Origin of the sequence: Microcoleus sp. PH2017_34_RAT_O_A, from assembly GCF_020737885.1 — a bacterium.
Taxonomy (GTDB): Bacteria; Cyanobacteriota; Cyanobacteriia; order Cyanobacteriales; family Microcoleaceae; genus Microcoleus.
Genome location: NZ_JAEQDD010000084.1, coordinates 15,920 through 40,535, shown reverse-complemented (window position 1 = coordinate 40,535; position 24,616 = coordinate 15,920). Strand labels below are relative to the sequence as shown.

Annotated in this window: 24 protein-coding genes; 15 read left to right on the top strand and 9 right to left on the bottom strand. The window is 46.4% G+C overall.

The window, feature by feature from the left end:
- Window positions 1–103: 103 nt before the first annotated feature.
- The 6 genes from JGK11_RS24545 to JGK11_RS24515 all read left to right on the top strand — a co-directional run bounded on the left by JGK11_RS24545 (window position 104) and on the right by JGK11_RS24515 (window position 5,952).
- Entirely contained in the window at window positions 104–241 is a 138-nt protein-coding gene (locus JGK11_RS24545) for a hypothetical protein (protein WP_293186986.1), read from the top strand.
- A gap of 718 nt (window positions 242–959) precedes the next feature.
- The gene (locus tag JGK11_RS24540; protein WP_293186988.1) at window positions 960–1,712 is read left to right on the top strand and encodes a response regulator transcription factor; all 753 of its coding nucleotides are present in this window, start codon (window positions 960–962) and stop codon (window positions 1,710–1,712) included.
- A gap of 537 nt (window positions 1,713–2,249) precedes the next feature.
- Window positions 2,250–3,287 carry a chlorophyll a/b binding light-harvesting protein gene (locus tag JGK11_RS24535; RefSeq protein ID WP_293186985.1) on the top strand — a complete coding sequence of 346 codons (1,038 nt, stop codon included), beginning with the start codon at window positions 2,250–2,252 and terminating at the stop codon, window positions 3,285–3,287.
- Window positions 3,288–3,416: 129 nt separating this feature from the next.
- The gene (locus JGK11_RS24530; protein ID WP_366054019.1) at window positions 3,417–4,892 is read left to right on the top strand and encodes a chlorophyll a/b binding light-harvesting protein; all 1,476 of its coding nucleotides are present in this window, start codon (window positions 3,417–3,419) and stop codon (window positions 4,890–4,892) included.
- 106 nt (window positions 4,893–4,998) lie between these two features.
- Complete coding sequence (locus JGK11_RS24520; RefSeq protein WP_293186984.1) at window positions 4,999–5,352, top strand: hypothetical protein; 354 nt, start codon at window positions 4,999–5,001, stop codon at window positions 5,350–5,352.
- An 84-nt stretch (window positions 5,353–5,436) separates the two neighbouring features.
- Window positions 5,437–5,952 carry a transcriptional repressor gene (locus JGK11_RS24515; RefSeq protein ID WP_293186983.1) on the top strand — a complete coding sequence of 172 codons (516 nt, stop codon included), beginning with the start codon at window positions 5,437–5,439 and terminating at the stop codon, window positions 5,950–5,952.
- 32 nt (window positions 5,953–5,984) lie between these two features.
- Here the strand turns inward: JGK11_RS24515 and JGK11_RS24510 are convergent, their stop codons facing one another.
- Together JGK11_RS24510 and JGK11_RS24505 are read right to left on the bottom strand one after the other, a co-directional pair.
- A complete protein-coding gene (locus JGK11_RS24510; RefSeq protein WP_293186982.1) occupies window positions 5,985–6,836 on the bottom strand; it encodes an Npun_R2479 family HD domain-containing metalloprotein in 852 nt (283 codons plus the stop codon).
- Window positions 6,837–7,012: 176 nt separating this feature from the next.
- Window positions 7,013–7,216 (bottom strand): hypothetical protein, encoded by a 204-nt coding sequence (locus JGK11_RS24505; RefSeq protein WP_293153605.1) that lies wholly within the window; start codon window positions 7,214–7,216, stop codon window positions 7,013–7,015.
- 457 nt (window positions 7,217–7,673) lie between these two features.
- Between JGK11_RS24505 and rpsL the strand changes: the two genes are divergently transcribed.
- From rpsL to rpsJ, 5 genes are all read left to right on the top strand, one after another.
- Window positions 7,674–8,057, top strand: coding sequence for a 30S ribosomal protein S12 (rpsL, locus tag JGK11_RS24500; protein WP_106150480.1), 384 nt, complete (start codon window positions 7,674–7,676; stop codon window positions 8,055–8,057).
- Between the two features lie 269 nt (window positions 8,058–8,326).
- Entirely contained in the window at window positions 8,327–8,797 is a 471-nt protein-coding gene (rpsG, locus tag JGK11_RS24495; RefSeq protein ID WP_006632196.1) for a 30S ribosomal protein S7, read from the top strand.
- A 339-nt stretch (window positions 8,798–9,136) separates the two neighbouring features.
- Window positions 9,137–11,209, top strand: coding sequence for an elongation factor G (gene fusA, locus JGK11_RS24490; protein ID WP_293186980.1), 2,073 nt, complete (start codon window positions 9,137–9,139; stop codon window positions 11,207–11,209).
- A gap of 101 nt (window positions 11,210–11,310) precedes the next feature.
- Complete coding sequence (gene tuf, locus JGK11_RS24485) at window positions 11,311–12,540, top strand: elongation factor Tu (RefSeq protein WP_293186979.1); 1,230 nt, start codon at window positions 11,311–11,313, stop codon at window positions 12,538–12,540.
- Between the two features lie 268 nt (window positions 12,541–12,808).
- The gene (rpsJ, locus tag JGK11_RS24480) at window positions 12,809–13,117 is read left to right on the top strand and encodes a 30S ribosomal protein S10 (RefSeq protein WP_202798556.1); all 309 of its coding nucleotides are present in this window, start codon (window positions 12,809–12,811) and stop codon (window positions 13,115–13,117) included.
- A gap of 170 nt (window positions 13,118–13,287) precedes the next feature.
- On the opposite strand, the gene JGK11_RS24475 is transcribed toward rpsJ, so the two are convergent.
- Both JGK11_RS24475 and JGK11_RS24470 read right to left on the bottom strand, forming a co-directional pair.
- Entirely contained in the window at window positions 13,288–13,686 is a 399-nt protein-coding gene (locus JGK11_RS24475; RefSeq protein ID WP_293191373.1) for a PIN domain-containing protein, read from the bottom strand.
- A 6-nt stretch (window positions 13,687–13,692) separates the two neighbouring features.
- On the bottom strand, window positions 13,693–13,926 hold the full coding sequence (locus JGK11_RS24470) for a hypothetical protein (RefSeq protein WP_293186443.1): 234 nt from the start codon (window positions 13,924–13,926) through the stop codon (window positions 13,693–13,695).
- A 276-nt stretch (window positions 13,927–14,202) separates the two neighbouring features.
- Here JGK11_RS24470 and JGK11_RS24465 point away from each other — a divergent pair, with 276 nt between their 5' ends.
- The 3 genes from JGK11_RS24465 to JGK11_RS24455 all read left to right on the top strand — a co-directional run bounded on the left by JGK11_RS24465 (window position 14,203) and on the right by JGK11_RS24455 (window position 20,059).
- Window positions 14,203–18,051 carry a leucine-rich repeat domain-containing protein gene (locus tag JGK11_RS24465; RefSeq protein WP_293186442.1) on the top strand — a complete coding sequence of 1,283 codons (3,849 nt, stop codon included), beginning with the start codon at window positions 14,203–14,205 and terminating at the stop codon, window positions 18,049–18,051.
- Between the two features lie 234 nt (window positions 18,052–18,285).
- Window positions 18,286–18,927, top strand: coding sequence for an LON peptidase substrate-binding domain-containing protein (locus JGK11_RS24460; protein ID WP_293213209.1), 642 nt, complete (start codon window positions 18,286–18,288; stop codon window positions 18,925–18,927).
- 199 nt (window positions 18,928–19,126) lie between these two features.
- Window positions 19,127–20,059: a PspA/IM30 family protein gene (locus JGK11_RS24455; RefSeq protein ID WP_293213207.1), complete on the top strand. Its 933-nt coding sequence runs from the start codon at window positions 19,127–19,129 to the stop codon at window positions 20,057–20,059.
- Between the two features lie 33 nt (window positions 20,060–20,092).
- On the opposite strand, the gene JGK11_RS24450 is transcribed toward JGK11_RS24455, so the two are convergent.
- Entirely contained in the window at window positions 20,093–20,737 is a 645-nt protein-coding gene (locus tag JGK11_RS24450) for a pentapeptide repeat-containing protein (RefSeq protein WP_293186437.1), read from the bottom strand.
- Between the two features lie 28 nt (window positions 20,738–20,765).
- Window positions 20,766–21,713: a prephenate dehydratase gene (pheA, locus tag JGK11_RS24445; RefSeq protein WP_293208501.1), complete on the bottom strand. Its 948-nt coding sequence runs from the start codon at window positions 21,711–21,713 to the stop codon at window positions 20,766–20,768.
- Window positions 21,714–21,925: 212 nt separating this feature from the next.
- Between pheA and JGK11_RS24440 the strand changes: the two genes are divergently transcribed.
- Window positions 21,926–22,504 carry a DUF1997 domain-containing protein gene (locus JGK11_RS24440; protein ID WP_293191369.1) on the top strand — a complete coding sequence of 193 codons (579 nt, stop codon included), beginning with the start codon at window positions 21,926–21,928 and terminating at the stop codon, window positions 22,502–22,504.
- 143 nt (window positions 22,505–22,647) lie between these two features.
- Here JGK11_RS24440 and JGK11_RS24435 read toward each other — a convergent pair whose 3' ends face one another.
- From JGK11_RS24435 to JGK11_RS24425, 3 genes are all read right to left on the bottom strand, one after another.
- Window positions 22,648–23,103 carry an FHA domain-containing protein gene (locus JGK11_RS24435; protein ID WP_293186431.1) on the bottom strand — a complete coding sequence of 152 codons (456 nt, stop codon included), beginning with the start codon at window positions 23,101–23,103 and terminating at the stop codon, window positions 22,648–22,650.
- Window positions 23,100–23,660, bottom strand: a complete 561-nt coding sequence (locus JGK11_RS24430) for a hypothetical protein (protein WP_293191367.1) — start codon at window positions 23,658–23,660, stop codon at window positions 23,100–23,102. The genes JGK11_RS24435 and JGK11_RS24430 overlap by 4 nt, the downstream gene beginning before the upstream one ends.
- Window positions 23,661–23,827: 167 nt before the next feature.
- Complete coding sequence (locus JGK11_RS24425; RefSeq protein WP_293186427.1) at window positions 23,828–24,562, bottom strand: PRC-barrel domain-containing protein; 735 nt, start codon at window positions 24,560–24,562, stop codon at window positions 23,828–23,830.
- Window positions 24,563–24,616 lie beyond the last annotated feature (54 nt).

Sequence of the window (24,616 nt, the reverse complement as noted above, 5' to 3'; positions counted from 1 at the left end):
TTAGCATCCCACTTACAGAAGTCACAACCACTTATGTCAGATTTTTTGGTTCCTACTCTTCTAGGATAACTGGGGTTATATTTAATTGCAAGCCCCTTAACAGATGTCTCAAAGACCGGGCTTAAGTGGTACAGCATTTAAGCAGTATATTTCAATGACCCGTTATCGAGTCGCCAAATCCTCTATCCGAATTCCCCTATATGGCTCGATCGCCACAGACAATCTCTGGCACCCGCAGTAGCTTACCCTTAGCGCCATTGCCTGAAGTCGCAGGCAAACCCAGAAGAAACAGGAAGCTGTTCTTGCCGGCAAAAAATCGACTCCCAGCAAGATTTTTGGCGAACAGTTTTCTGATATGCGCTCAAGAGGGCTTATAATTAGTACAAGAATATTTACAGAACCCTAAAAGTTCTTAATGAACCTTATAATCCTTAGTCAGGAACTCCGAGGCTCAAGCCACTGAGCTTGTAAGAAATTGCAAGCTGTTCTGACCAGACCCCTCTTGGGAGGAGACGTTATTTAGGTCACGACACCGGCGAATGCGACGCCAGTTTTCCGCTCTGTCACCTGCGATTAAACAGTTTTAAAGTCACTGAAACAGTGTCGCAGGTCTAACAAGCCTTTATAACCAGGTCGAGGCGAACATTACCCCGGAAGGGAGGCTCCATCAGGAGCGAACATTATGCGTACAGGGTTGCAAGATTTGAGATGGTAATTGTCCCATTGAAAGTACATTACAAAAGTACACCAGACTCTTGCAACTCCAAGGCGGTAATGGTAAAGATTCAAGGCGGTTGAAATCGCCTGGTCATTTTCCTCTCAGGTCTTTCATACCCTGAGTTTCCCACTTACCGAGTTTTTTTATGAAGCTTAAAATTAAAAAATTGCTCCTTAAAGTTACCTGGAACCCCCAGAAGGCTGTAGCCTCCGCCATCTGGTTAGCGGTGAGATAAATGATGATGCCTCGGATACTTGTTATTGATGATGACGCGGCGATCGCCGAACTCGTAGCCGTCAACCTAGAAATGGCTGGCTACGAAGTCACCCAGGCAGAAGACGGCATCAAAGGTCAGGCACTAGCAATACAAATGCTCCCCGACCTGATCATGCTAGACCTGATGCTGCCTAGAGTAGACGGATTCACAGTGTGTCAGCGATTGCGGCGTGACGATCGCACCGCCGACATACCCGTCTTGATGTTGACAGCCTTAAGTCAAACTCAAGATAAAGTAGAAGGCTTCAACTCCGGCGCCGACGATTACCTGACCAAACCCTTTGAACTAGAAGAAATGCTGGCACGAGTGCGAGCCTTGCTGAGGCGCACAGACCGCATCCCCCAAGCTGCCAAACACTCAGAAATCCTGAATTACGGCCCGCTAACTCTTGTCCCCGAAAGGTTTGAAGCTGTTTGGTACGTTAATACCGTCAAACTGACTCACCTAGAGTTCGAGTTGTTGCACTGCTTGCTCCAGCGCCACGGTCAGACAGTCTCTCCCAGCGAAATTCTCAAAGAAGTCTGGGGTTACGACCCCGATGACGATATCGAAACAATTCGCGTACACATCAGACACCTGAGAACCAAGATGGAACCCGATCCCCGCCATCCTCGGTACATCAAAACCGTATACGGCGCGGGTTATTGCCTGGAGTTGCCCAGCAACGAGCAAGTAGCCGAGGAAAGCAGATCATCGGAAAGCAAATCATCTGCTTGAGCTAGCGTGTCCGATGCCACAAGCAGTTAAAAATCTAACTAGAAAAGCCTGAGAGCAAACGCTCTCAGGCTTTGTTGTTTAGAGTTTGAGATGAATATGCCAACAAGTAGCGATTAACTCTCTTGATTCAGAAAAAAACAATCCCGCACCCCTTCTAGCCCCACTTTTATCAAGCTTGCCCAGAAGAAAGTACCGAATTTCTTTTGCCACCTTGTCTTTTCCGAGAGGATTAGATAGCTACTTAAACAAAACTCTACCTTTACTAAGACTATTTGTCAATAAATTTATAAATCTTGCTCTAAATTTTATTCTGCCCAACCGGAGGAAAAGTTCTTATTGTAGCTCAAAACCAATTGTAGACTTGGTTTTACGATATTTTAAACGGCTGTGTTACATATCTTAACTAAAATAAGTGAAAAACTTTATCAAATAGCCCTTGACGAAACTTCTAAAATTGTTGATTATCTATATCAATAAGCTGCACAAGCTTAAGACTCAATTGACATCTTTCTCAAGAGGTAACTCGCCGTGACAAGCATGGCCAAAAAATCCTTCCCAGCCCAAGGAGAAACCTATCCCTGGTGGGCCGGCAACGCCCGCTTAATCAACCTTTCGGGTCGTTTGCTAGGTGCTCACGTCGCCCAAGCCGGCCTCATCGTCCTCTGGGCGGGAGCCTATACCCTGTTTGAGCTTTCCCGCTTCAACCCAGAATTGCCCATGTACGAACAAGGCTTAATTCTGCTGCCCAACCTAGCCAGACTTGGCTTGGGTGTCGGAGCCGGAGGCAAAATTGTTGATACCTATCCGTACTTTCAGATTGGTGTCATTCATCTAATCAGCTCAGCCTTTCTCGGCTTCGGTGGCATCTTCCACTCCCTCAAAGGAGAAGCCACCCTCGAAGAAAGAACTCCTTTCTTCGGCTACAAATGGGAAGACAAAGAAAAAATGACCACAATTTTAGGCATCCACCTAGTTTTGTTAGGTATCGGAGCCTTCTTATTGGTGGCCAAAGCAATGTATTTCGGTGGTTTGTATGATACCACGATCGGGCAAGTGCGGGTGATTTCGGAACCCACATTCGACCCAACTGTGATTTTCGGCTACCTATTCGGCGCAGGTGGCAAAAACTGGATTGCCTCCGTCAACAACCTCGAAGATGTTGTCGGCGGCCATATGTGGGTAGGAATTCTCTGCATAATCGGCGGGTTGTGGCACATTCGCACTCAGCCTTTTGCTTGGACAGAAAACCTGTTCGTCTGGTCAGGAGAAGCTTATCTCTCCTACAGTCTTGGCGCTTTAGCCTTAATGGGTTTCATCGCCGCCTACTTTGTCTCAGTCAACACCCTGGTTTACCCAGTAGAATTCTTCGGCCCAGCCTTAAAAATTGGCATCCAGCAATATCCCTATTTCGATAGTGGAGAAGTTTTGACTTCTCGAACTTGGCTGGCAAATTCTCACTTCTGGTTAGCCTTCTTCTTCTTGCAAGGACATATTTGGCACGCCCTCCGAGCAGCGGGATTTGACTTCCGCAAAGGCGAAGTCGTCAACCAAGTTGCAGCGAATGCAGCGAGTTAACCCAGAATTTACGCGCGGGGGTCAAAAACCCGGTTTCTGCACCAACATTTCTCGAAAAAAGCGACGACTTTTGTGAGAAACCGGGTTTTTTGGGCAACTCCAATTCACCGAAATTAGAGGAAAGCGAAAATGCAAGCAATAGCTGAACCGAATTTAAAACCAGAACCGGAAAAGCCAGAAAACGAGTACGGCTGGTGGGCTGGTAACGCCCGTTTCACAGAATTTTCAGGACGAATTTTAGGAGCTCACGTCGCTCACGCAGGTTTGATTGTACTCTGGGCCGGGGCGATGACTCTGTTTGAAATTTCCAATTTCAACCCGCAACAACCCATGTACGACCAAGGTTTAATCCTGCTGCCACATTTGGCAAGTTTGGGTTTGGGAGTAGGTAAAGGTGGTCAAATTGTTGATGTCTATCCCTATTTTGCGATCGGAGTTGTGCATTTAATTAGCTCCGCAGTTCTTGGTGCCGGCGGCCTTTATCATTCCTTGCTCGGCCCGAAAGTATTGCCACAAAACAACACTTTCTTTGGTTCCTTCGGCTACGACTGGGAAGACAAAGATAAGATGACCAGCATCATCGGCATTCACCTATTACTATTAGGTGCTGGTGCTTGGCTGCTAGTCGCAAAAGCCTTATTTTGGGGAGGTCTTTACGATCCCCACGTCGCAGATGTACGAATAATTAGCGAACCAACCCTCAATCCCGCCCGCATTTTTAGCTATCTCTTGCCCGTACAAGGCCCGGAAGGAATGGCAGCAGTTGACAACTTAGAAGATGTTGTGGGCGGTCACATTTATGTCGGCTTGCTCTGCATCATTGGCGGTTTCTGGCATATCTTCACCAAGCCTTTTGCCTGGGCCCAGCGAGTGTTGTTTTGGTCGGGAGAAGCTTACCTTTCTTACAGTTTGGGCGCTTTGGCTTACATGGGCTTTTTGGCTGCCTACTTTGTGACAGTAAACGACACTGTTTATCCAGAGGTTTTCTACGGCCCTGTGGGTTTAACCGGCCCGGAAGCCACAGTAGTTTCTTCGCGGACTTGGCAGGCAACAAGCCACTTTATCTTAGCGATTTTGGCGCTTTCCGGTCATATTTGGCACGCCCTGCGGGTACGGACAAAAGCAGCAGGATTTGATTTTCGATCGGGCGAATTTGTAACGGCAACTCCTGCTATGGTTCCAGTTGCAAGTGCAACGACAACCGTAAGTTTTTCTGACACGACTGTAACTTTTTTGCGGAATTTGCCGATTTACCGCAAGGGATTGTCTCCCATAGTCAGGGGATTAGAAGTTAGCTTGGCTCACGGCTATTTCCTGGTAGGAGCTTTTGCAGTATTGCTGCCTTTACAAGAAAAAGGTTTAGCACCTCTGGCAGGATTGCTGGCAACTCTGGCATTAGTCTTGATTTTGGCAATAGGCCTCTCGATTTACGAGAATCGGAACATCGAAGCAGGTAAAGTTCTTTACTGGCACAAAACGCCGGAAGATTGGAGTTTATTCCGGGGCGGTTTTGTGATCGGAGGTACGAGCGGAGCTTTCCTTGCTTATTTGCTGCTAGACAATTTTGCTGGCATTGATGCAATTTTCCGAGGTGTTGTGAACTGAACTCAAAATAGAATCTGAATCGAATTTAAGCAAGAAATTAGAACTTTGTTTCTTGCTTAAATTGGCTCATTTCTGGATTTGTGTGTACTGTTGAGAAAATCACCCTATGACTGTTTTTATTTGCTGTTTCTGTATCGGGACTTTGATGGTTCTGTTTTTGTGGAGTATTTCGGTAGCGCTGCGAGAAGGATTCTATCAAATTCGGCGACTGCATCAAATTCCGTGTTCGGATTGCGAGTTTTTTACTAATGACTACCGTCTCAAGTGTACCGTGCGGCCGTGTGTTGCTTGTACTGAAGATGCGATCGGCTGTACCGACTTTGAACCGAAAACTTGTTTTGCCAATTCTTGTCAACAACATTGCTCTAAGCTTCATAAACCTTACACAGAAATACCGACAACTAATCCTTCAGTTACACCTTTAGCAAGAGGGAAAAGCGGCTATAGCCCTCAATTATGAATTGCGAACAATTTGTAGGGGTAGTGCCCCGTGCCTACCCTCCTCTCCTCTCCTAGATAACTAAATCCTTCTGCCTTCACAAATATGAATTTATACAGTGCTAACTCACTCAAAGTCGAACTCAACCAGAGGGGCTGTCGCCTGACTCCCCAGCGAGAAACTATTTTAAGCGTCTTTCAAAATCTACGGCAAGGCAATCATTTGAGTGCAGAAGAGTTATATAAAACTTTACAGAGTCAAGGAGAAAAAATTGGCTTATCTACTGTATATAGAACATTGCATTTATTAGCCAGAATAGGGATTTTGCGCGAACTAGAATTAGCAGAAGGACACAAACATTATGAACTAAATTTGCCTGAATTACACCACCATCATCACCTGGTTTGCATTCAGTGTCACAAGACTTTTGAATTTAGCGATGAATCGATTTTTAAAATTGGGAAAAAGCAAGTTGAAAAAGCTGGTGTAGAATTGCTGGATTGTCAGTTAACTGTGCGTGCTGTTTGTTTTGAAGCGCTGCGGGAGGGATGGCCTTCTTTGATACCTAGCAATTGGTTATGTCCTCAATACCATTCGGAAATGGAGAGTGAAGTTCTTTAGGGGCGGTGGCTGTGAGCTCCCGCCCTTGGCAATCAAGCAACCTCTGAATCGAAACGTTGGTGTTCCATCCGAAATACGTTGGCGTACAAACTAGCAACAATCTGTTTGCCTTCCTGGGTCAACTGCAAATAACCGAGAGATTCGCTAATGTGAGGATAAATTCCACTCCAGTAAAACTTAGAGTAGCTTTGGAGCAAGTCGCCCGGATGTCGGTATCCCAAAACTTTAGTAGCACCGCTTTCTTCCAATTCGTAAAACAGCGCGCCAATTTTTTGTAAATATTGTGGGTTGCTGAGCTGACCTATCAAGTCAGCACCGCGAACTAAACTAGAATAATTACCTGCATCTTGGTCAATGTTGCCGTCAAGCACCGAGAAACGAGTCTGTTCTATGTTCTGCTTGATTATCTCAGCATTAATTAGCTTGTGGTTGCCGAAGCGCTCGTCAATGAATAGTTTTGCTCTGTCAACTCGGTAAGGAGATAAACTAGCCGCTGTTGCACCAGGAGCAAGTGCAATTCTCATGCCATCTTTTCCGGTAGCATACAATCCTGCTGATGCTTGGTCTTCTCGGCAAACTCCTTTGACATATCCGATATCTTGGCACAGCAAAGAAATGATGAAGTGCAGCCAATTTTCACACGAGACTCCGCCCTTGCGAATGTGTTTTCCCCGCAAAATTTCTTGACCGACCAAGGTAATACAAATGGCGTGTTCTGTATTGTGATAAAGAGCGTCGCTGCTGGCAATGTTTTCTAACGCCATTGCCCCCACCCAGGCAATAATGTCGGCATAGTCGGATTTGTAGCCTCCGTAAGTGCGACTATATCCATTTTCTAGTTGTTTGATGAAAGCTTCGATCAGCAGTTCTGTAGAATTAAACATACCCTGTCCTTTTCCTTGAATATTGCCTGTCAAGTGTGGTGAGTCTTATTTGAGTCTCTATATAATATAATTTATATATGATTTTATGGATGAGATTTTAACTCAAAACTGAAAACTCACTCACCTGCGTTGTTGGCGCTTGCCTTTGGAGGTAATATCAACACTCCAAACGCCACTTAGTCCATGACTAAAAGCCATCCCCGTCGGACTGCATAGAGCAGTCTGCTAACAATTTTTAGCTCGTCTGAACTTTTTAAAGTCTCAGAATTAATTTCGTATTGAATTTGGTGGAACACCGTCCGATCTATCTTACCGGATTTCCAAATATTCAAGTAAAGTTCGGAAATTGTACTTTCAGGAATATAAGTTTTGGTTTTCATCTGCGCTCAACTAAATGTATATTGCTTATTATCAGGTAATTTTATATAACTTTATGTGATGTCGATCTCTCTGAGGCTGTGATGCGAGCGGCTGTGATGCGATCGCACGGTAGAGTTGATGGGCGTCTCCGAAAAATGGTGGTTCGATATTTCGCGCGATCGATTTTGCACCACTGCTGTGACCCTCTTCAAAGTTGGGCTTCAATATATAATGCCACATATGTATTGGTACGACGGGCGATCGCCGCATCCCAACTTCGAGCAAACAAGCAAGAAAGTTCGCCCGCCGTGGAAATTTCTTGCCAAAAAAACTCGAGTCGTGTACTATATAGAGTCTGGTATCCTCACTTACCCATAATTATTTTCATTTATCCCGTCCCCACACAGGGGAAGGGACTTTCAGTGCGGATGCCGCCAAATCACTATATTCAGCAAAAAGCTAGAAATGCCGTAACTCATGCCCACTATTCAGCAACTCATCCGTTCAGCACGGGAACAAACGCAGAAAAAAACCAAATCGCCAGCTCTCAAGAGTTGCCCCCAGCGCCGCGGAGTTTGCACCAGAGTGTACACGACCACCCCGAAAAAACCCAACTCGGCGCTGCGGAAAGTGGCTCGGGTACGGCTGACCTCTGGTTTTGAAGTGACAGCCTACATCCCCGGCATCGGTCACAACTTGCAAGAACATTCGGTAGTAATGATTCGAGGCGGTCGGGTAAAAGATTTACCTGGAGTTAGATACCACATCATTCGCGGTACATTAGACACTGCCGGCGTGAAAGACCGCAAGCAAGGTCGTTCAAAATATGGGGCGAAGCGTCCTAAAGCAGCGAAGAAATAAGACTTCAACAGACAGTTGACAGTTGACAGTTGACAGTTGACAGTTGACAGTTTAAGAGCGACCTCTACCTAGAAGGAAGAGGATTGGAGTAATGAATAGTCTGATTTTAACTTCTCCCTCACTCGTGTTCCGGCTTTCAACCAATTCTTTCTGGTAACTCGCATCCTTGAGGGGTGGAAAAGCCAAACTTTCGATCGTCCGCGATCGATAATATCTGAGTTCAAAACCCCAAATTCAATCATTCAAAATCAAAAATCCCAAATAGAACTATGTCTCGCCGCACAGTTATTCAAAAACGTCCAGTTCCTCCAGATCCAACCTACAACAGCCGGTTGGTAAGCATGATGGTGAGACGGATCATGCAGCACGGCAAAAAATCCGTGGCCTCCAGCATAGTCTACGACGCCCTGAAAACCATCCAAGAACGCACAGGAGCTGAACCGTTAGACTTGTTTGAAAAAGCAGTCAAAAACGCTACACCCCTGGTAGAAGTCAAAGCCCGCCGGGTAGGTGGCGCTACATACCAAGTGCCGATGGAAGTACGTTCCGATCGCGGAACCACCCTCGCACTCCGTTGGCTGATCAGATTTGCCCGCGCCCGCACAGGCCGCTCGATGGCTGCCAAGCTGGCTAACGAACTGATGGATGCAGCCAACGAAACAGGCAGTGCTATTCGCAAGCGCGAAGAAACACACCGTATGGCAGAAGCTAACAAGGCTTTTGCTCACTACCGTTACTAATTGCCAAATCGTCGGGCATGGAGAAGAGGTCGATCGCGCGGCATAAAAGCATCGGGCGATCAATTGAAAAGTGTAAATTTTGAGTATTGAGATTGCTTCTCCAGGGACAATGCTGCCGGCCATTCGTGAAGCAAACTCAAAACTCCCAAAGTAAAAATTCACCCGGTCTCTGAATCCTCCATGTCGCATCCTTAATATTTTTGTAAACAAATGTTGCAAAAAATATTAAAATGTAACAATACGCTCCATATACTTATGTTCTAAGTCGGTAGCGATGGCAAACAAAGTTATTATGTAGTATAGTTGTATTATAGCAACACAAACTCCAAGGAGGTAGCTGTGGCACGTATCGTCCCGCTAGAGAAAACTCGCAACATCGGCATCGCCGCCCACATTGACGCGGGCAAAACAACAACAACAGAAAGAATTCTGTTCTATTCTGGCATGGTTCACAAAATGGGTGAAGTGCACGATGGAACAACAATTATGGACACGATGGCGCAAGAGCGAGAGCGGGGAATTACGATTACTGCTGCCGCTATCACCACCACTTGGAAAGAGCACAAAATCAACATCATCGACACTCCCGGACACGTAGACTTCACTATCGAAGTAGAACGTTCCATGCGAGTGCTTGACGGAGTGATCGCAGTATTCTGCTCGGTAGGTGGAGTGCAACCACAATCGGAAACAGTTTGGCGACAAGCCGATCGGTATAAAGTACCGCGAATCGTGTTTGTCAACAAAATGGATCGGATGGGCGCGAACTTCTACAAAGTCTATGCTCAAATTTGCGATCGGATGAGAGCGAACGCTGTACCCATCCAAATCCCGATCGGCAGTGAGGAAAACTTCCGGGGAATTGTAGACATAGTGCAAATGAAAGCCTATATCTACAAGAACAACACGGGCACTGATATCGAGGAAGTAGAAATCCCCGATGAAGTCCAAGAGCTAGCGGCCCAATATCGCACCAAGCTGATCGAATCCGTAGCAGAAACCAGCGACGCCCTTACCGAGAAATACCTCGAAGGTGTAGAACTAACCGAAGACGAAATCCGTTTGGCCCTGCGCCACGGTACTGTCCAAGGTACGATCGTCCCCATGCTGTGCGGTTCGGCATTCAAAAACAAAGGCGTTCAGTTGTTGTTGGATGCAGTCATCGACTATCTGCCGTCGCCCTTGGAAGTTCCCCCAATTCAAGGACTCTTACCCAACGGCGACACCGCAGAGCGCTTTGCCGACGACAACGCCCCGCTGTCAGCTCTGGCATTCAAAATCATGGCAGACCCCTACGGTCGCCTGACCTTCCTCCGCGTTTACTCCGGTGTCCTCAAAAAAGGTAGCTACGTCCTCAACTCCACCAAAGACAAAAAAGAGCGGGTTTCTCGCCTAATTGTACTCAAAGCGGACGATCGGATAGACGTAGAAGAACTCCGCGCCGGAGACTTGGGAGCAGCCTTGGGTCTGAAAGACACCTTCACAGGCGATACCATCTGTGAAGAAGGCTCCGAAGTGATTCTGGAGTCCCTGTTTATTCCAGAACCAGTCATCTCGGTAGCGGTGGAACCCAAAACCAAACAAGACATGGAGAAGCTCTCCAAAGCCCTCCAGTCACTCTCCGAAGAAGACCCCACCTTCCGAGTCAACGTTGACCCAGAAACCAATCAGACAGTCATCGCCGGCATGGGAGAACTGCACTTGGAAATTTTGGTAGACAGGATGCTGCGCGAATTCAAAGTAGAAGCCAACGTCGGTCAGCCGCAAGTAGCCTACCGCGAAACCATTCGCAAATCCGTCCGCGCCGAAGGTAAATTTATCCGCCAAAGCGGCGGTAAAGGTCAGTACGGTCACGTGGTGATCGAACTAGAACCTGCTGAAGAGGGAACCGGCTTTGAATTTGTCTCCAAAATTGTCGGTGGCACTGTACCGAAAGAGTACATCAATCCGGCAGCACAAGGGATGAAAGAAGCCTGCGAATCAGGTATTCTAGCAGGATATCCCGTGATCGACCTCAGAGCTACTATGGTAGACGGGTCTTTCCACGATGTAGACTCTTCAGAAATGGCATTCAAGATCGCCGGTTCAATGGCAATCAAAGAAGCCGTGATGAAGGCGTCGCCTGTGCTGCTAGAGCCTATGATGAAGGTAGAGGTTGAAGTTCCCGAAGATTACATCGGGAACGTCATCGGAGACCTCAACTCGCGTCGGGGTCAGATCGAAGGTCAAGAGACGGATCAGGGAATTGCCAAAGTTTCTGTAAAGGTTCCACTAGCAGAAATGTTCGGTTACGCTACTGACATCCGCTCCAAAACCCAAGGTCGAGGCATCTTCACAATGGAATTCAGCCATTACGAAGAAGTGCCGCGAAATGTGGCTGAAGCCATTATCGCTAAGAACAAAGGGAACTAATGATTTAAGGTTTTAGATTTTGGATTTTGGATTGAATCCAAAATCTAGAATCTAAAATCTCAAGTCTAAAATCGCTAAAAAAAACAAGGAACAAATCGAGAATGGCACGCGCAAAATTTGAACGGACTAAACCCCACGTAAACATCGGCACAATCGGTCACGTTGACCACGGCAAAACAACTTTGACCGCGGCGATTACGATGACTCTCTCTGCACTAGGTCAAGCAAAGGCTAAGAACTACGCCGACATCGACGCTGCGCCCGAAGAAAAAGCACGGGGTATTACGATTAATACCGCTCACGTAGAATACGAAACCACAGGTCGTCACTACGCCCACGTGGATTGCCCCGGACACGCTGACTATGTGAAAAACATGATCACCGGTGCTGCTCAAATGGACGGCGGCATCCTAGTAGTGTCAGCGGCAGACGGCCCCATGCCTCAAACTCGCGAACACATCCTGCTAGCTAAGCAAGTTGGTGTTCCCAGCTTGGTTGTCTTCTTGAACAAGGAAGACATGGTGGATGACGCTGAACTGTTGGAACTGGTAGAACTGGAAGTTCGCGAACTTTTGAGCTCTTACGATTTTCCTGGCGATGACATTCCCATCGTGACTGGTTCTGGCTTGAAAGCTCTCGAAGCGATGCTTGCTAACCCCAAAACCAAGCAGGGCGAAAATGAGTGGATTGACAAGATTTACAAGCTGATGGAAGCAGTAGATGCTTACATCCCTACTCCAGAACGCGAAATTGACAAGCCTTTCTTGATGGCAGTTGAAGACGTATTCTCGATTACTGGTCGGGGTACTGTGGCTACTGGTCGGATTGAGCGCGGCAGTGTCAAAGTAGGCGAAACTGTCGAAGTGATTGGTCTTAAGGACACTCGCAGCACTACGGTGACTGGTGTGGAAATGTTCACTAAGTCCTTGGATGAAGGCTTGGCCGGCGACAACGTGGGTCTACTCCTCCGGGGTATTTTGAAGGCTGATATTGAAAGAGGCATGGTAATTGCCAAGCCAAAATCCATCAGTCCTCACACTCAGTTTGAATCTGAAGTTTACATTCTGAAGAAGGAAGAAGGCGGCCGTCACACGCCATTTTTCTCTGGCTACCGCCCTCAATTCTACGTCCGTACAACTGACGTAACCGGTACAATCATGCAGTTCACTGCTGATGACGGTTCGGAAGCTGAAATGGTGATGCCTGGTGACCGGATCAAAATGACTGTAGATCTGATTCACCCGATCGCGATCGAACAAGGAATGCGCTTCGCAATTCGCGAAGGCGGCCGCACCGTCGGCGCCGGCGTTGTTTCCAAAATCCTCAAGTAGGAATCCGCTAACAGCCCTGATAGCAGAAAAGCCACCAAATGTCAATAGGCTTTTCTGCTATTTAGTGAGTAGTTAGTAGTTATTGGTTAGTAGTTATTGGTTAGTAGTTAGTGGTTAGTAGTTATTGGTTGGTAGTTATTGATTAAATATTCGATAATAAAGAACAAATAACAAGTAACAAAGAACAAATAACAAGTAACAAAGAACAAATAACAAAGAACAAAAAATAAACAGAACCTAGAAAATTAAAGAAACCAAAATGGCAGCTATCCAACAACAAAAAATTCGCATTCGCCTCAAAGCTTTCGATCGCCGAATTCTCGACGCATCTTGTGAAAAGATTGTAGATACAGCAAATCGGACAGCAGCTACTGCGATCGGCCCGATTCCCCTACCGACAAAACGACGGATTTATTGCTTGCTGCGATCGCCCCACGTAGACAAAGATTCTCGCGAACACTTTGAAACCCGCACGCACCGTCGCATTATCGACATTCACCAGCCTTCTGCTAAAACAATTGACGCTTTGATGAAATTGGATTTGCCAGCCGGCGTAGATATTGAAGTCAAGCTGTAGATTGACAGTTTGGGAAATAACAAGAGAAGGAACAATGGAAAAATACATTGTTCCTTTTTTTTATCAAATTCTTTAAGTTACAATCCTCAGTATTGATTCACCAAAGCAGAATTCATTTCTGGAGAATTCCGGCGCAATGCTTTGTAACCGTTATTTTATTATAAATCCCATCACCAGATAATAGAGATGACACCTGAAGCCGTAATATTTCGATCGCACGTCAACAACGCAACAGTTTCACCTCGCTCTTGCAAAATCATTGCGGTTGCGACAATTTGGCGATCGTGCATTTCATTAATGTTCAATAAGCTGAGCGTTCGATCGACGATAGTTCGATCGAGTGGATAAACTGTGATTCTGGAATCGCTATTAATCACATTAAACAAGGCATTTACAGATGGAATTGATGTTTTTCCCCGCTCTACAATCCATGCAGCTTCAGCAAGAGCGATCGCGGGTAGAACAAGCTGACTGTCCAAATTAGAAAGAATGGCTTGGGCTTGAGTCCCCAATCTTTGATTTCCTTCGAGAAACCAAATCAATGCGTGGGTATCGATGACATATTTCATTGGCAGCTACGACCAATCCAATTCATCGCCTGCATCCCCTTGAAACTGTGCAATCTCGAAATCCGCTTCGGTGGATTGCCCAGGGCCTGCAAACATTCCAAACTGGATAAATGTAGGCGATTTGGGTATGGATGGCGCAGCTAGAAAAGTAATTAGCACGCGGCTTTCATAAATGTTTTCCGGAAATTCTAAAAGTTCGATGACTCCATTTCTGTAAATCCCTTCAAATGCTTGGAGCATAATGATTCACCTTGCGTGCAAAGTACGGTCGATCGACTCGTTAGCTAACAATTCCAGTCTAACAAATTTTCCACACTCCGAGCTTTTTTCGTCTCCAGATTATGCACGGATCGCCAGAAACCGGGTTTTTGCAGAGAAGACGCGTTAAAGTCGTAGAAACTCAAAAAAACCCGGTTTCTTAGATGACGCGCGGGTGGCCAGAAACCGGGTTTTTACGAAAATTGTTGGTAACAGCGCAGAAACCCATAAAAACCCGGTTTCTTAGATTCCTCACGGGTGGCCAAAGTAACTGTCAACGGTCAACTGTCAACTGCTATAAGTCCCCACCAAACAAAAAATACTGTCACAATAAATGAAGACTACGGAGAGATCGAGGGTATGACGAGAGAGGAGTTGTTGCAGTTAATCGATAAAGCCGCCTCAGAGGGCTCCAAAGTATTGGATTTGTCGGGGTTGGGGTTGGAGGAATTGCCGCCGGAGATTGGCAAGTGCACGCAGCTTCAGCGTTTGATTTTGGGGAAGTGGATTGATGAATATGAAGGCTTGGGCAACAAATTAACGGCATTGCCTCCTGAAATTGGTAAGCTTACCAATCTCAAAATCTTACAACTTGGTTTTAATGCCTTATCCAGTTTGCCTGATGAAATGAGTCAACTGGTGAATCTCAAGGCGTTGCATTTGCCTAAAAATCGGTTTACCCAACTGCCCGATTGTATTTTTCAGCTACATCAGCTTGTTTATCTGGATTGTCGGGAAAATGGAATTGCGATCGTACCCCCACAGATTAAAAATCTTAAGCTACTCGAAACCCTGAAAATTGGTGGAAATAAACTTAATTTTTTGCCAGATGAAATCGAAATACTTCAACATCTGAAAGGTTTTTACCTGTGGGCAAATCCTATAGAATCCCTACCTGAAAGTCTCGGCAAATTGGAGAACATTAGGACTTTCTCTTTGTCCGAAACGGCGCTGCCAGAGATTCCCGAATTAATTGGTAAATTCTCTAAATTGCGATGTTTGCAGATTTGGGATTCACAGATAGCAAAAATTCCAGAAGTTCTGGGGCAACTGTCAAATTTAACACAGCTTGACCTCCGTTTCAATGATATAGCAGAAATTCCAGAAATTTTGGGAAAAATGTCGAATTTGACACGGCTTAGCCTCAGTGGCAATGAGATAGCAGAAATTCCAGATGTTCTGGGGCAACTGTCAAATTTGACAGAACTCGATCTCAATGGCAATCAGATAGAAGAAATTCCAGAGATTTTGGGGAAAATGTCGAATTTGACACATCTAGATCTCAGTGAAAATCAAATAGAAGAAATTCCAGAATTCTTCGGAAAATTGTCGAATTTGACACAGCTTTATCTCAGTGGCAACTGGATAGAAGAAATTCCAGAATTTTTTGGAGAAATGTCGCATTTGACACAACTCGATCTCAATAGCAATCAAATAGCAGAAATTCCCGCTGTTCTGGGGCAACTGTCGAATTTGACACAGCTTAGCCTCGGTGAAAACCGGATAGCAGAAATTCCTGAAGCTCTGGGGCAACTGTCGAATTTGACACAGCTTTACCTCAGTAACAATAGGATAGCAGAAATTCCCGAAGCTCTGGGTCAACTGTCGAATTTGACACAGCTTTACCTCTGGAGCAATCGGATAGCAGAAATTCCCGAAGCTCTGGGTCAACTGTCGAATTTGACACAGCTTTACCTCTGGGAAAATCAGATAGCAGAAATTCCAGATGTTCTGGAGAAAATGTCGCATTTGACAGAGCTTTACCTCAGTAGCAATCAGATAGCAGAAATTCCCGAAGCTCTGGGGCAACTGTCGAATTTGACACACCTTTACCTCAGTAACAATAGGATAGTAAAAATTCCCGAAGCTCTGGGGCAACTGTCGAATTTGACAGAGCTTGACCTCACTAACAATCAGATAGCAGAAATTCCCGAATCTCTGCGCAAAATGGACAAGCTGCAAAAATTGGATTTGCGGGGTAATCCGATACCAATTCCGCCGGAAATCCTAGGGAAAAATAAATTATCTGGAAATCCTAGGGATGTGCGTAACATTCTCGATTTCTACTTCCAAACTCGTGACCCCAATGCTACCGAAGAACTCAACGAAGCCAAACTTTTGATTGTCGGCGAAGGCGAAGCGGGCAAAACCACCCTAGCCAACAAACTCCTCAACCCCAACTACGAACTCAAAGAACGAGAACCCTCCACCGAAGGCATCGATGTGATGCGCTGGGAATTCCCACAACCCAACGGCAAACCTTTCCGCGTTCACCTCTGGGACTTTGGCGGACAGGAAATCTACCACGCCACCCACCAATTTTTCCTCACCGAACGTTCTCTATATGTCCTCCTCGTCGATAACCGCCGCCAAAACCCCAACCTCTGCTACTGGCTGAGTATCATCGAACTCCTCAGCAAGGGCAGTCCCGTCTTCCTCGTCCAAAACGAAAAACAAGACATCCGCTGCGAAATCAGCCTCTCCCAACAACGGCGTGACTTTCGCAACCTAGAAAAAGATTTCCCTACCAATCTCGCCACCAATCGCGGACTCGCAGACCTCCAACGCGCCCTGCAAAACCGCATCGCCACCCTCGAACACATCAGCACGCCCATCCCCAAACGCTGGGCAAACGTCCGCTATGTTTTGGAAAACTATTCCCAACGCCAAACCCATATCGAAGTCGGTGAATTTTTCAACATTTGCGTCAGCCAAGGCTTCAAAAAGTCCGATAAAACAGCGATGTTGAGTCTCAGTAAATACCTCCACGACTTGGGCATCATCCTGCATTTCCAAAAAGATCCCATCCTCAAAAACATAGTCATCTTGCGTCCCGAATTGGCAACCAACGCTGTTTACAAACTCATCGGCAACAAAAAAGTCACCGACAATGGAGAAGTCACAGATAACGCAGAAATCATCGCCAACTGCGGGTATTTCACCCGAGAAAATCTCAAGCAAATCTGGGGCGACACACAATACCGAGACTTGCACGACGAACTGCTGCACTTGATGAAACACTTCAAACTGTGTTACGAAATCCCCAGCAAACCCCGACAATACATCGCCCCGCAACTTCTCCCCCTCGAAACACCAGATTACGAATGGGACGACAGCGATAACTTGATTTTGCGTTACGAATACGACTTCATGCCCAAAGGCATCATTACCCGCTTCATCGTAGAAATGCACTTGTTAATCTACCGCCCTCAATCCGATTTACCAAAGGGTAGGGGGGATATTGTCTGGCGCGATGGAGTCATCCTCGCCGACAATTACGCCAAAGCCGAAGTTATCGAGAATTACCACCAACGAGAAATCCGCATTCGAGTTTCTGGCAACCACAAAAAATCTCTTTTAGACCGCATCCGCCACGAACTCTGGAAAATTCATGCTACTTATGACGATCGCCTAAAATACCAAGAATTCATCCCCTGCAACTGTTCTGAATGCAAAGGCAGCCAAGACCCTCACCTCTACGATTTTGAAAAGCTGCGCCGCCGTTTGGCAAACCACCGCTACGAAGTCGAATGCGAAAAATCTTATCAAATGGTTCAGGTGCGGCGCTTGATGGAAGATTTCCCGGATAATTTGCAACAATGGGAAGAGAAAGAGCGAATTTCTGGAATCAATCAACTTGACTCTGGAGATACTTCTAGCATTCAATTAAACATCAACATCGACAATAAAAAAATGACTCAAAATTATCCTCAAAATAACAACTTTCCTGGCGCACAAATCGGCAGCGTAGCTATCGCTAACGAAGTCAAAGACAGCGCCCAACAAACAGCCTCTGGTGGTATTCATATCGATAACGCCAATACAGTAGAACTTCTCAAACTAATTTCATCCATGCGAGAAACCGCAATGCAGTTTCCTGAAGATATTCGAGAGGATATAATTATCGATATTCAAGATGTCGAAACTGAAATTAATAAACCGAAAGATCAATGGGATAGACCGAGATTAAAGAAATGTTTAAAAGGTATTGTAGCGGGGGCGGCTGCGATCGGAGTTGGGATCTCTGGTGCTGTTGATTTGGCTAATAGTACGATCGACCTCGGTGAAAAAGTAGGTATTGAAATTCAAGTACCTTGGGCGCGGTAAATAAGTTATGCAAGGCTGACGCATCAGCCGAAATAAACCGGGTTTTTTATCTAATCTGTGGGTAAAAAACCAGGATTTTGCGGAAAAACCCGGTTTCTGACCCTACGCATCAGCCTAAAGGGCCGATCGCCCTTAACCGCATTTTCCGCCGATCGCCCCTCACCCCCGCCCGGAATTACTCAAATCAGTTAAAGTAAGAAAAAGAAGCGCAAGTACCGTCACCTTTGAGCGACAATGGCATCCTCCTCCTCTGTAGCAGTTCGCGAACTCCCCTTATTTCCTTTGCCGGAAGTGGTTCTATTTCCAGGTAGACCGCTGCCACTGCAAATTTTCGAGTTTCGCTATCGAATTATGATGAACACGATTCTGGAGGGCGATCGCCGTTTCGGTGTGCTCATGTGGGACCCGAACCAAAACAAAGTCTCTGCCGTTGGCTGTTGCGCCGAAGTCATTCACTGTCAGCGCCTCCCGGACGATCGCATGAAAATCATGACTCTCGGACAGCAACGGTTCCGAGTCCTCGACGCTGTTCGGGAAAAACCCTATTTAGTCGGTTTAGTAGAATGGATTGAAGACGAACCGCCACAAAAAGACCTCCGATCTTTGGGCAAAGAAGTCGAACAACTGCTTCGCGATGTAGTTCGCCTCTCTAGCAAATTGATGGATCAGCCGATCGACCTACCCGAAGACATTCCCAGTTTGCCCACAGAACTATCCTACTGGGTAGCCAGCTACCTTTACGGTGCAGCTACAGAACAGCAAACTCTTTTAGAATTGCAAGATACTGCTGCGAGATTGGAACGCGAAACCGAAATTTTAACTTCCACTCGCAATCACTTGGCAGCAAGGACTGTACTCAAAGATACGCTCAAGTAGTCAATTTTCACAGAACTGAAGCATCCTCAGTTCTGCCTCGGATAACAACTCCGAGGCAACCGTCCCAAACATTGTTCCATCGGAAAAACACCGATTTTAAACTTTTTGTTCCGAAAAGCAAAGGGAATGGCTGGGAACTGTTAGCAGTGGATAGTGCTATAACTGTCAACTGTCAACTGTCAACTGTCAACTGCTATAAATGCTTGTGTTAGAAAATCTCGAACCGAAACCCTACGATGCAGTTAGAGGCGGTCAACTGCCGCCTCCGGTGGGCGGTGTGGTACTCGGCGGACTAGCAGGAGTCAGACACCGACTGTCTAGTTCAGTCAGCGAACATCGGATTGCAGCCCTAAAGGAAGCCTTCAATTACGGCGATGCAGGCTTAAAAATAGTCATTAAGATTTGTCAAAGCGAAACAGGGCCTGTGCAGCGGGCGGCTTGCGATTTGCTGCGAGAAACGCTGAGCGCGATCGCCCGCGAAAAATTACAAGCCTTCGTACCTGCAAGTTTAGATTCAGAAACAGCGACAGACAGGACTCAAAAAATCTTAAAGAACTCAGCCAGTACAGTCTCAGAAAAAGGCGATCGGCAGTTATCAGAAGCACAGTTAATATTTGAGACAACTGTGCAGCAGATGGAACCCAATTTGTTGCTCTTAGAAGCATTAGTAGCCTCTGTAGAACGCGAAGGCTTTACCAGCGAACTGATGAATTTTTGGGATTTATTAATCTTAGAAATTCAGGAACCTCTCAAAGAACTTCGTCAGGCTGTTGGCAGCGCGATTTCAGCCCAACTGCGGATTCAGTGGCAGTACAATCAATCTGAATCCCAAGCCAATCAGTGGCAGCAGCGAGCTTTGCTAGCTCTTCAGAAAGGCGATGAGAACTCCGTTCGACAAGCCTGGGTTCGCAAGCAAATAGAGTTGGATAAGGTAGCAAAAGTGAAGATAGATTTAGACGACCAAACTGTACGAGTAGAAACTCTCAATCGCAACTTGCTAGCTTTGGAAAGTAAGATTGCCGAAGCTAATTCTAAGAAAGAAATACTAAAGATGCAGGTTCATTTTTCTAAGGTACAGGAGCAAATTAACTGCACTTTTAGCCAAATGAATACTATATTTTTTAGTCCTTAGCTGTCGGATTATGTGCGGATATATTGCCTGATTTCAGACTTGTCTGATGCAAAACTGAATTGCCCTGCTTAAATTTGTAGCCTCATCTAACTTAGCGCCTTCGCGGTTAGCGCCGCACAAAAATGCCCCGCTCAAATTAGCACCGCGCAAATCAGCTTCTCTCAAATCCGCATCCTGAAGGTTACTTTCAGACAAAAATGCTCCTCTCAAGTTGGCTCTTCTGAGACTTGCTCCCCGCAGTTTTACCTCACTGAGATTTGCTCCTTCGAGATTGGCTTCATCTAAGCAAGCATCTATCAGGTTGGCTTCCATCAAGTTCGCTTTATACAAGTTTGCCCCGGTTAAGTTGACACCAATCATTTTCGTGTCTCCCAAGTTGGCGTTTTCCAGGTTTGCATTAATCAGCTCAGCCCCTGTTAATCTGGCACGAGTTAGCTTCGATCCCCTGAGATCTGCCCCATTCAGATCCGCCATGATCAGACAAGCATTTTCGAGGTTTGCACCAATTAAGTTAGCCCCACTTAGGTCTGCTTCAGCTAGAATTATGTCCTTTAAATTGGCACAGGCGAGGCAAATATGAAGTAGGGAAGCTTGTGACAGGGAAGCACCTATTAAGTTGGATTCGTGAAAATCTCTTTCTCCGGCTGCATATCGCTTGAGAAGTTCATCAGCATTCATCTCGCTAGCCCCCTAAGTATTAATACAATCATACTACTGACAGTACAGTGTAGCAACCAAAGATTTTTAAAGTTTCCGTGTGTTTTTTTAACTCTTCTAGTGCCGATCGCACTAATGTAGAACAAGCATCGGCTTCCACGTCCATAAAGAAGATATATTCTCCGAGCGATCGCTTAGTCGGCCGAGATTCAATGCGACTTAGGTTAATACCGCGACTGGCAAATACTTGCAAAGGTTTTACCAATGTTCCGGGCATATTAGCAGGTACGCTAAAAGCTAGTGACGTGTGAGTACAATTCGCCGAAGTTGAATCTAGGTGCGAGTTAGCCGCTAGTGTGGTGCCGGATGTCATTGATGACTCGTGGGATTCTGCGAAGTTTCCTAATTTTCCTGCATCGGAGCCAAGTACCCAAAATCGAGTGTAATTGTCGGGATAATCATTAATCGGGCTCGCTAGCACGGGCAATTTGTAGAGTTCGGCGGCTCTTGGCGAAGAGATTGCCGCTATACTGCTATCTTCTAGATAGTGCAACGCTTCCGTCGTTGAATTAGCCGGAATCAACTGAGCCTGTGGGATAAACTCGGCCAACCACAATTGACACTGAGCTAGGGCTTGCGGGTGAGAGTAAACTTTTTGAATCTGGTTAAAATTTTGAGCATTTGACAGCAGTGCGTGGGAAATCGGCAAAACCAGGGCGTGTTTAATTCGCAGTGCATCCAGCCGCCACAGGGTATCTAGGGTGACAGTGACGCTACCTTCTATGGAATTTTCTACCGGCACAATTGAGTAATCAACCAGCCCGGAGGCAGATGCCTCTAGTGCCTGAGAAATGGTGGAATAAGGATACAGGGTGCATTCGGAGTTAGTTTCCCGGCTCAACCAATTGACATAAGCCTGAGCCGCTGTTTCTGCATTGGTACCTACAGGGCCGAGATGTGCGATCCTCTTCGAGGGCTTTGCTAAGGAAATTTTCATAATAATCGGCAATTTTGCGTTACAAATGTTTGCTTTACTCTCATCAGCCAGCAAGTATGATGAAAAAATTAGCCTGAGTCCCAAAAGCTTTTATCCGTTATTTCTCGGATGAGATGGGGCGAGTGGGCGAGTTAGTGCGCGACTCAAATCACCTTAAAAAAGTTATAGTTTATTAAGATATCCTTACGAATCCCACATATTGACATATTCTCATGTATACCCGTTTTAATGCTTCCCAATCCGTTGAGATCGCCGTACCAGATGAACGGGTTCCCATTCAACATTATCTGCGCCAGCCGAGGCGATTGGTAAACGCTTTAGTCGATCGTACTCGCACAGAGCAACTAAGCGATGACTGTTTCCGCCTGAAAATGCGACCGTTACAATTTATGATGCTCAGCATTCAACCCACAGTAGACATGAGGGTATGGGCGCAGTCGGAGGGCGCAATCAATTTGGAGTCAGTCGCCTGCTCGATTCTTGGTGTGGATTATATAAACGATCGCTTTGCTCTCAATCTTAAAGGAAAGCTTTACGTACATCAAAATAGTGGGGTAGCGTACTTGAAGGGAAAAGCGGATTTAGAGGTGCAAGTCGAGTTACCGCCACCGTTTTGGCTGACGCCCAAACCAATTTTAGAAGCAACGGGCAACGGCTTGCTCAAGAGTGTACTGCTAAGCGTCAAACAGCGATTGATGTATCAATTGCTCTTAGATTACCGCCGCTGGGCAAGCAGCGAAACAGAAGTAATATCGAGCGATATCCCTCAAATCTTATCGGTTGAAGGTTGAGCGGGTATTAGAGAATGACGTTGCTTAATCAGGGTATGAAAATGGGTAACTTGAAAATTCAGCTATATTAACTGACTAGACGATCGAATGCAATGCAGCCTGAATTTTGTTGAAATTTGCTAGCTCCCATAGATAGCAGCGGGTCATTCAAAATCGATGTGAGTCAGCGCTCCATCATCGTCTTCCATGATTCTCCTAGGCCCAGACCAAGCTGTTGATTTGTCTTGTGAAACTTCGGCCTTTTTGTCGGTGAGTTCGCGCTGTGGTGGCCGAGTTTTTGGGCTCGGTTGCACATTCGTCGCCCCCACCCGGATTCGGATTTTTGGTCCGGAATTGCCCAAGCGAATTGTCATCCCGTCCGCTACTGACACCTGAGCGATCGGTTTATCATCTACATAAGTGCCGTTAGCGCCAAAATTAATAATTTCCCAGCCATAAGAATGATTCCACAGCTCTACGTGGTGGCGGGAAACTACAGCGCTGTAAATAATTACATCATTGTCGTTCGATCGACCGATCCGAACCACAGATTCGGATTCAAAACACCAACTTTGAACTGGGACAGACTGAATAGGATGTAGCAGAGTTAAGGTAATCACTGATGTTTTGACACTCCCCCGCATGACTGAAACGGGGATGCTTCAAGAACCAATTTTTGCGATAAAACCGCAAAAGATTTGATGCTTAAAGGCGTTGTCAGTGCGCCGCTACTCCCTCGCTTTGCCGTAAAAGTTGAAGTTTTGACTGCTTGAGGCATTTGAACAAACTTTTGATTGTTGGCTTGGACTCCAAGTGCGAACTTTGCCTGTCCTCGATCGCCACCAAACACGATATTAATCTGGTGAACTTGGCCGCGATTGACAGCAGTGCGAAGTTCTCGATCGATTGAATCTCGGATGGAGCTACCCGGCCGATCGCCCATCTGGGCCGATCGATCGGTGGAGTGACCATTTTCCCACAGATCGATCGGAGAATTCAACTCAGACGAGTGCTGGTTGCACCGCTGATTCGAGTTGTCGATCGGGCGACAGTCTGCGACGATCGGCGAATTGCTGTTTGCCCCTACAGAAGTTAACCAATTATTAAGGCTGCGGGTTCTAGATAAAATAGGAGTTGGTTCTCTCAAACAGCATAGGTCTTTTAGGGTTGCTAACATTTTTCGTATTGATGCGATACCTTTAAAATACAATGCTTTGAGCACTAGAATTCCTCGCCCAGAAAGCCTCTATTTCGCGTACTCTGTACCGATCGAGCTTTCGGGTGCCGGCCACCCCAAAAATGCGATCGGCAAGCAGCTACTTTCTCGATCGGGAAAGCCGCACTTCAGGGCAAATCCGACTCTGGCGGTTCCACCGGATCGGGCGGTACAGATTCATCCCTTTGGCGCTTCAACTCTGCGACTTTTTCTTGAGCTACATCCCTGACTTCTATAGCTTTATCTTGAAGTTTTTCCGCCAGATTTTGAGCGTTCCGCTTCACGCCAGCCACATTTTTAAGAGTTCTGTCAAGATCTTCCTGTAAAAACTCGGCTACCATGCCGACTTTATGGTGCAGTCCCTCCGCGTACTGCACGGGTTCGGATACAGCAGCCTCAGAGACGATCGCCCGCTTGCTGCCGATCGTCGAAATCGCCTGCACCGGCAACAAGTAAATCCCGTCTAAAACGCCGCGCCAGCCGCTAGATTTAAACAGGTAATCCCTAACAGAACCAGTCCGGACATCAAATAGGTAGTCAACCACCGTACCTGCCTTATTTCCTGCGTCCGTAAGTACCTCAAGGCCGATCGGACAAACAGCTTGTTCCGGCTGATGCAATTCCGGAAGTTCCGGGTTAATCGTCACCAAAACATTTTCGCCCACCGTATCAACTTGCGCCCAAGCGAACCAGCGTTTTTTGTTGCCCAAAAGTCCCGACTTGCAAGTAAAGCCGATCGCCCGCTGGGAGTGAGGATCGAGCCAAAGCCGATCTACCCTGCCGACCTCTTCCGCCGTGCGGCGGTCGATCGTGCGGCGGTTGATCAGTTCGCTGCGCTTAACAATCTGTTGTGATGTACTCATAAATAAACTCCTGAGTGCCGCCTGCAAGAAAAATGTCGATCGTCCAAAGATGTC

What these genes read in the sequence shown, in the direction of transcription:
- JGK11_RS24545 (WP_293186986.1), top strand. Translation starts at nt 104, where the DNA reads ATGTCTCAAAGACCGGGCTTAAGTGGTACAGCATTTAAGCAGTATATT.
- JGK11_RS24540 (WP_293186988.1), top strand. Translation starts at nt 960, where the DNA reads ATGCCTCGGATACTTGTTATTGATGATGACGCGGCGATCGCCGAACTC.
- JGK11_RS24535 (WP_293186985.1), top strand. Translation starts at nt 2,250, where the DNA reads ATGGCCAAAAAATCCTTCCCAGCCCAAGGAGAAACCTATCCCTGGTGG.
- JGK11_RS24530 (WP_366054019.1), top strand. Translation starts at nt 3,417, where the DNA reads ATGCAAGCAATAGCTGAACCGAATTTAAAACCAGAACCGGAAAAGCCA.
- JGK11_RS24520 (WP_293186984.1), top strand. Translation starts at nt 4,999, where the DNA reads ATGACTGTTTTTATTTGCTGTTTCTGTATCGGGACTTTGATGGTTCTG.
- JGK11_RS24515 (WP_293186983.1), top strand. Translation starts at nt 5,437, where the DNA reads ATGAATTTATACAGTGCTAACTCACTCAAAGTCGAACTCAACCAGAGG.
- JGK11_RS24510 (WP_293186982.1), bottom strand. Translation starts at nt 6,836, where the DNA reads ATGTTTAATTCTACAGAACTGCTGATCGAAGCTTTCATCAAACAACTA.
- JGK11_RS24505 (WP_293153605.1), bottom strand. Translation starts at nt 7,216, where the DNA reads ATGAAAACCAAAACTTATATTCCTGAAAGTACAATTTCCGAACTTTAC.
- rpsL (WP_106150480.1), top strand. Translation starts at nt 7,674, where the DNA reads ATGCCCACTATTCAGCAACTCATCCGTTCAGCACGGGAACAAACGCAG.
- rpsG (WP_006632196.1), top strand. Translation starts at nt 8,327, where the DNA reads ATGTCTCGCCGCACAGTTATTCAAAAACGTCCAGTTCCTCCAGATCCA.
- tuf (WP_293186979.1), top strand. Translation starts at nt 11,311, where the DNA reads ATGGCACGCGCAAAATTTGAACGGACTAAACCCCACGTAAACATCGGC.
- JGK11_RS24475 (WP_293191373.1), bottom strand. Translation starts at nt 13,686, where the DNA reads ATGAAATATGTCATCGATACCCACGCATTGATTTGGTTTCTCGAAGGA.
- JGK11_RS24470 (WP_293186443.1), bottom strand. Translation starts at nt 13,926, where the DNA reads ATGCTCCAAGCATTTGAAGGGATTTACAGAAATGGAGTCATCGAACTT.
- JGK11_RS24460 (WP_293213209.1), top strand. Translation starts at nt 18,286, where the DNA reads ATGGCATCCTCCTCCTCTGTAGCAGTTCGCGAACTCCCCTTATTTCCT.
- JGK11_RS24455 (WP_293213207.1), top strand. Translation starts at nt 19,127, where the DNA reads ATGCTTGTGTTAGAAAATCTCGAACCGAAACCCTACGATGCAGTTAGA.
- JGK11_RS24450 (WP_293186437.1), bottom strand. Translation starts at nt 20,737, where the DNA reads ATGAATGCTGATGAACTTCTCAAGCGATATGCAGCCGGAGAAAGAGAT.
- pheA (WP_293208501.1), bottom strand. Translation starts at nt 21,713, where the DNA reads ATGAAAATTTCCTTAGCAAAGCCCTCGAAGAGGATCGCACATCTCGGC.
- JGK11_RS24440 (WP_293191369.1), top strand. Translation starts at nt 21,926, where the DNA reads ATGTATACCCGTTTTAATGCTTCCCAATCCGTTGAGATCGCCGTACCA.
- JGK11_RS24430 (WP_293191367.1), bottom strand. Translation starts at nt 23,660, where the DNA reads ATGTTAGCAACCCTAAAAGACCTATGCTGTTTGAGAGAACCAACTCCT.
- JGK11_RS24425 (WP_293186427.1), bottom strand. Translation starts at nt 24,562, where the DNA reads ATGAGTACATCACAACAGATTGTTAAGCGCAGCGAACTGATCAACCGC.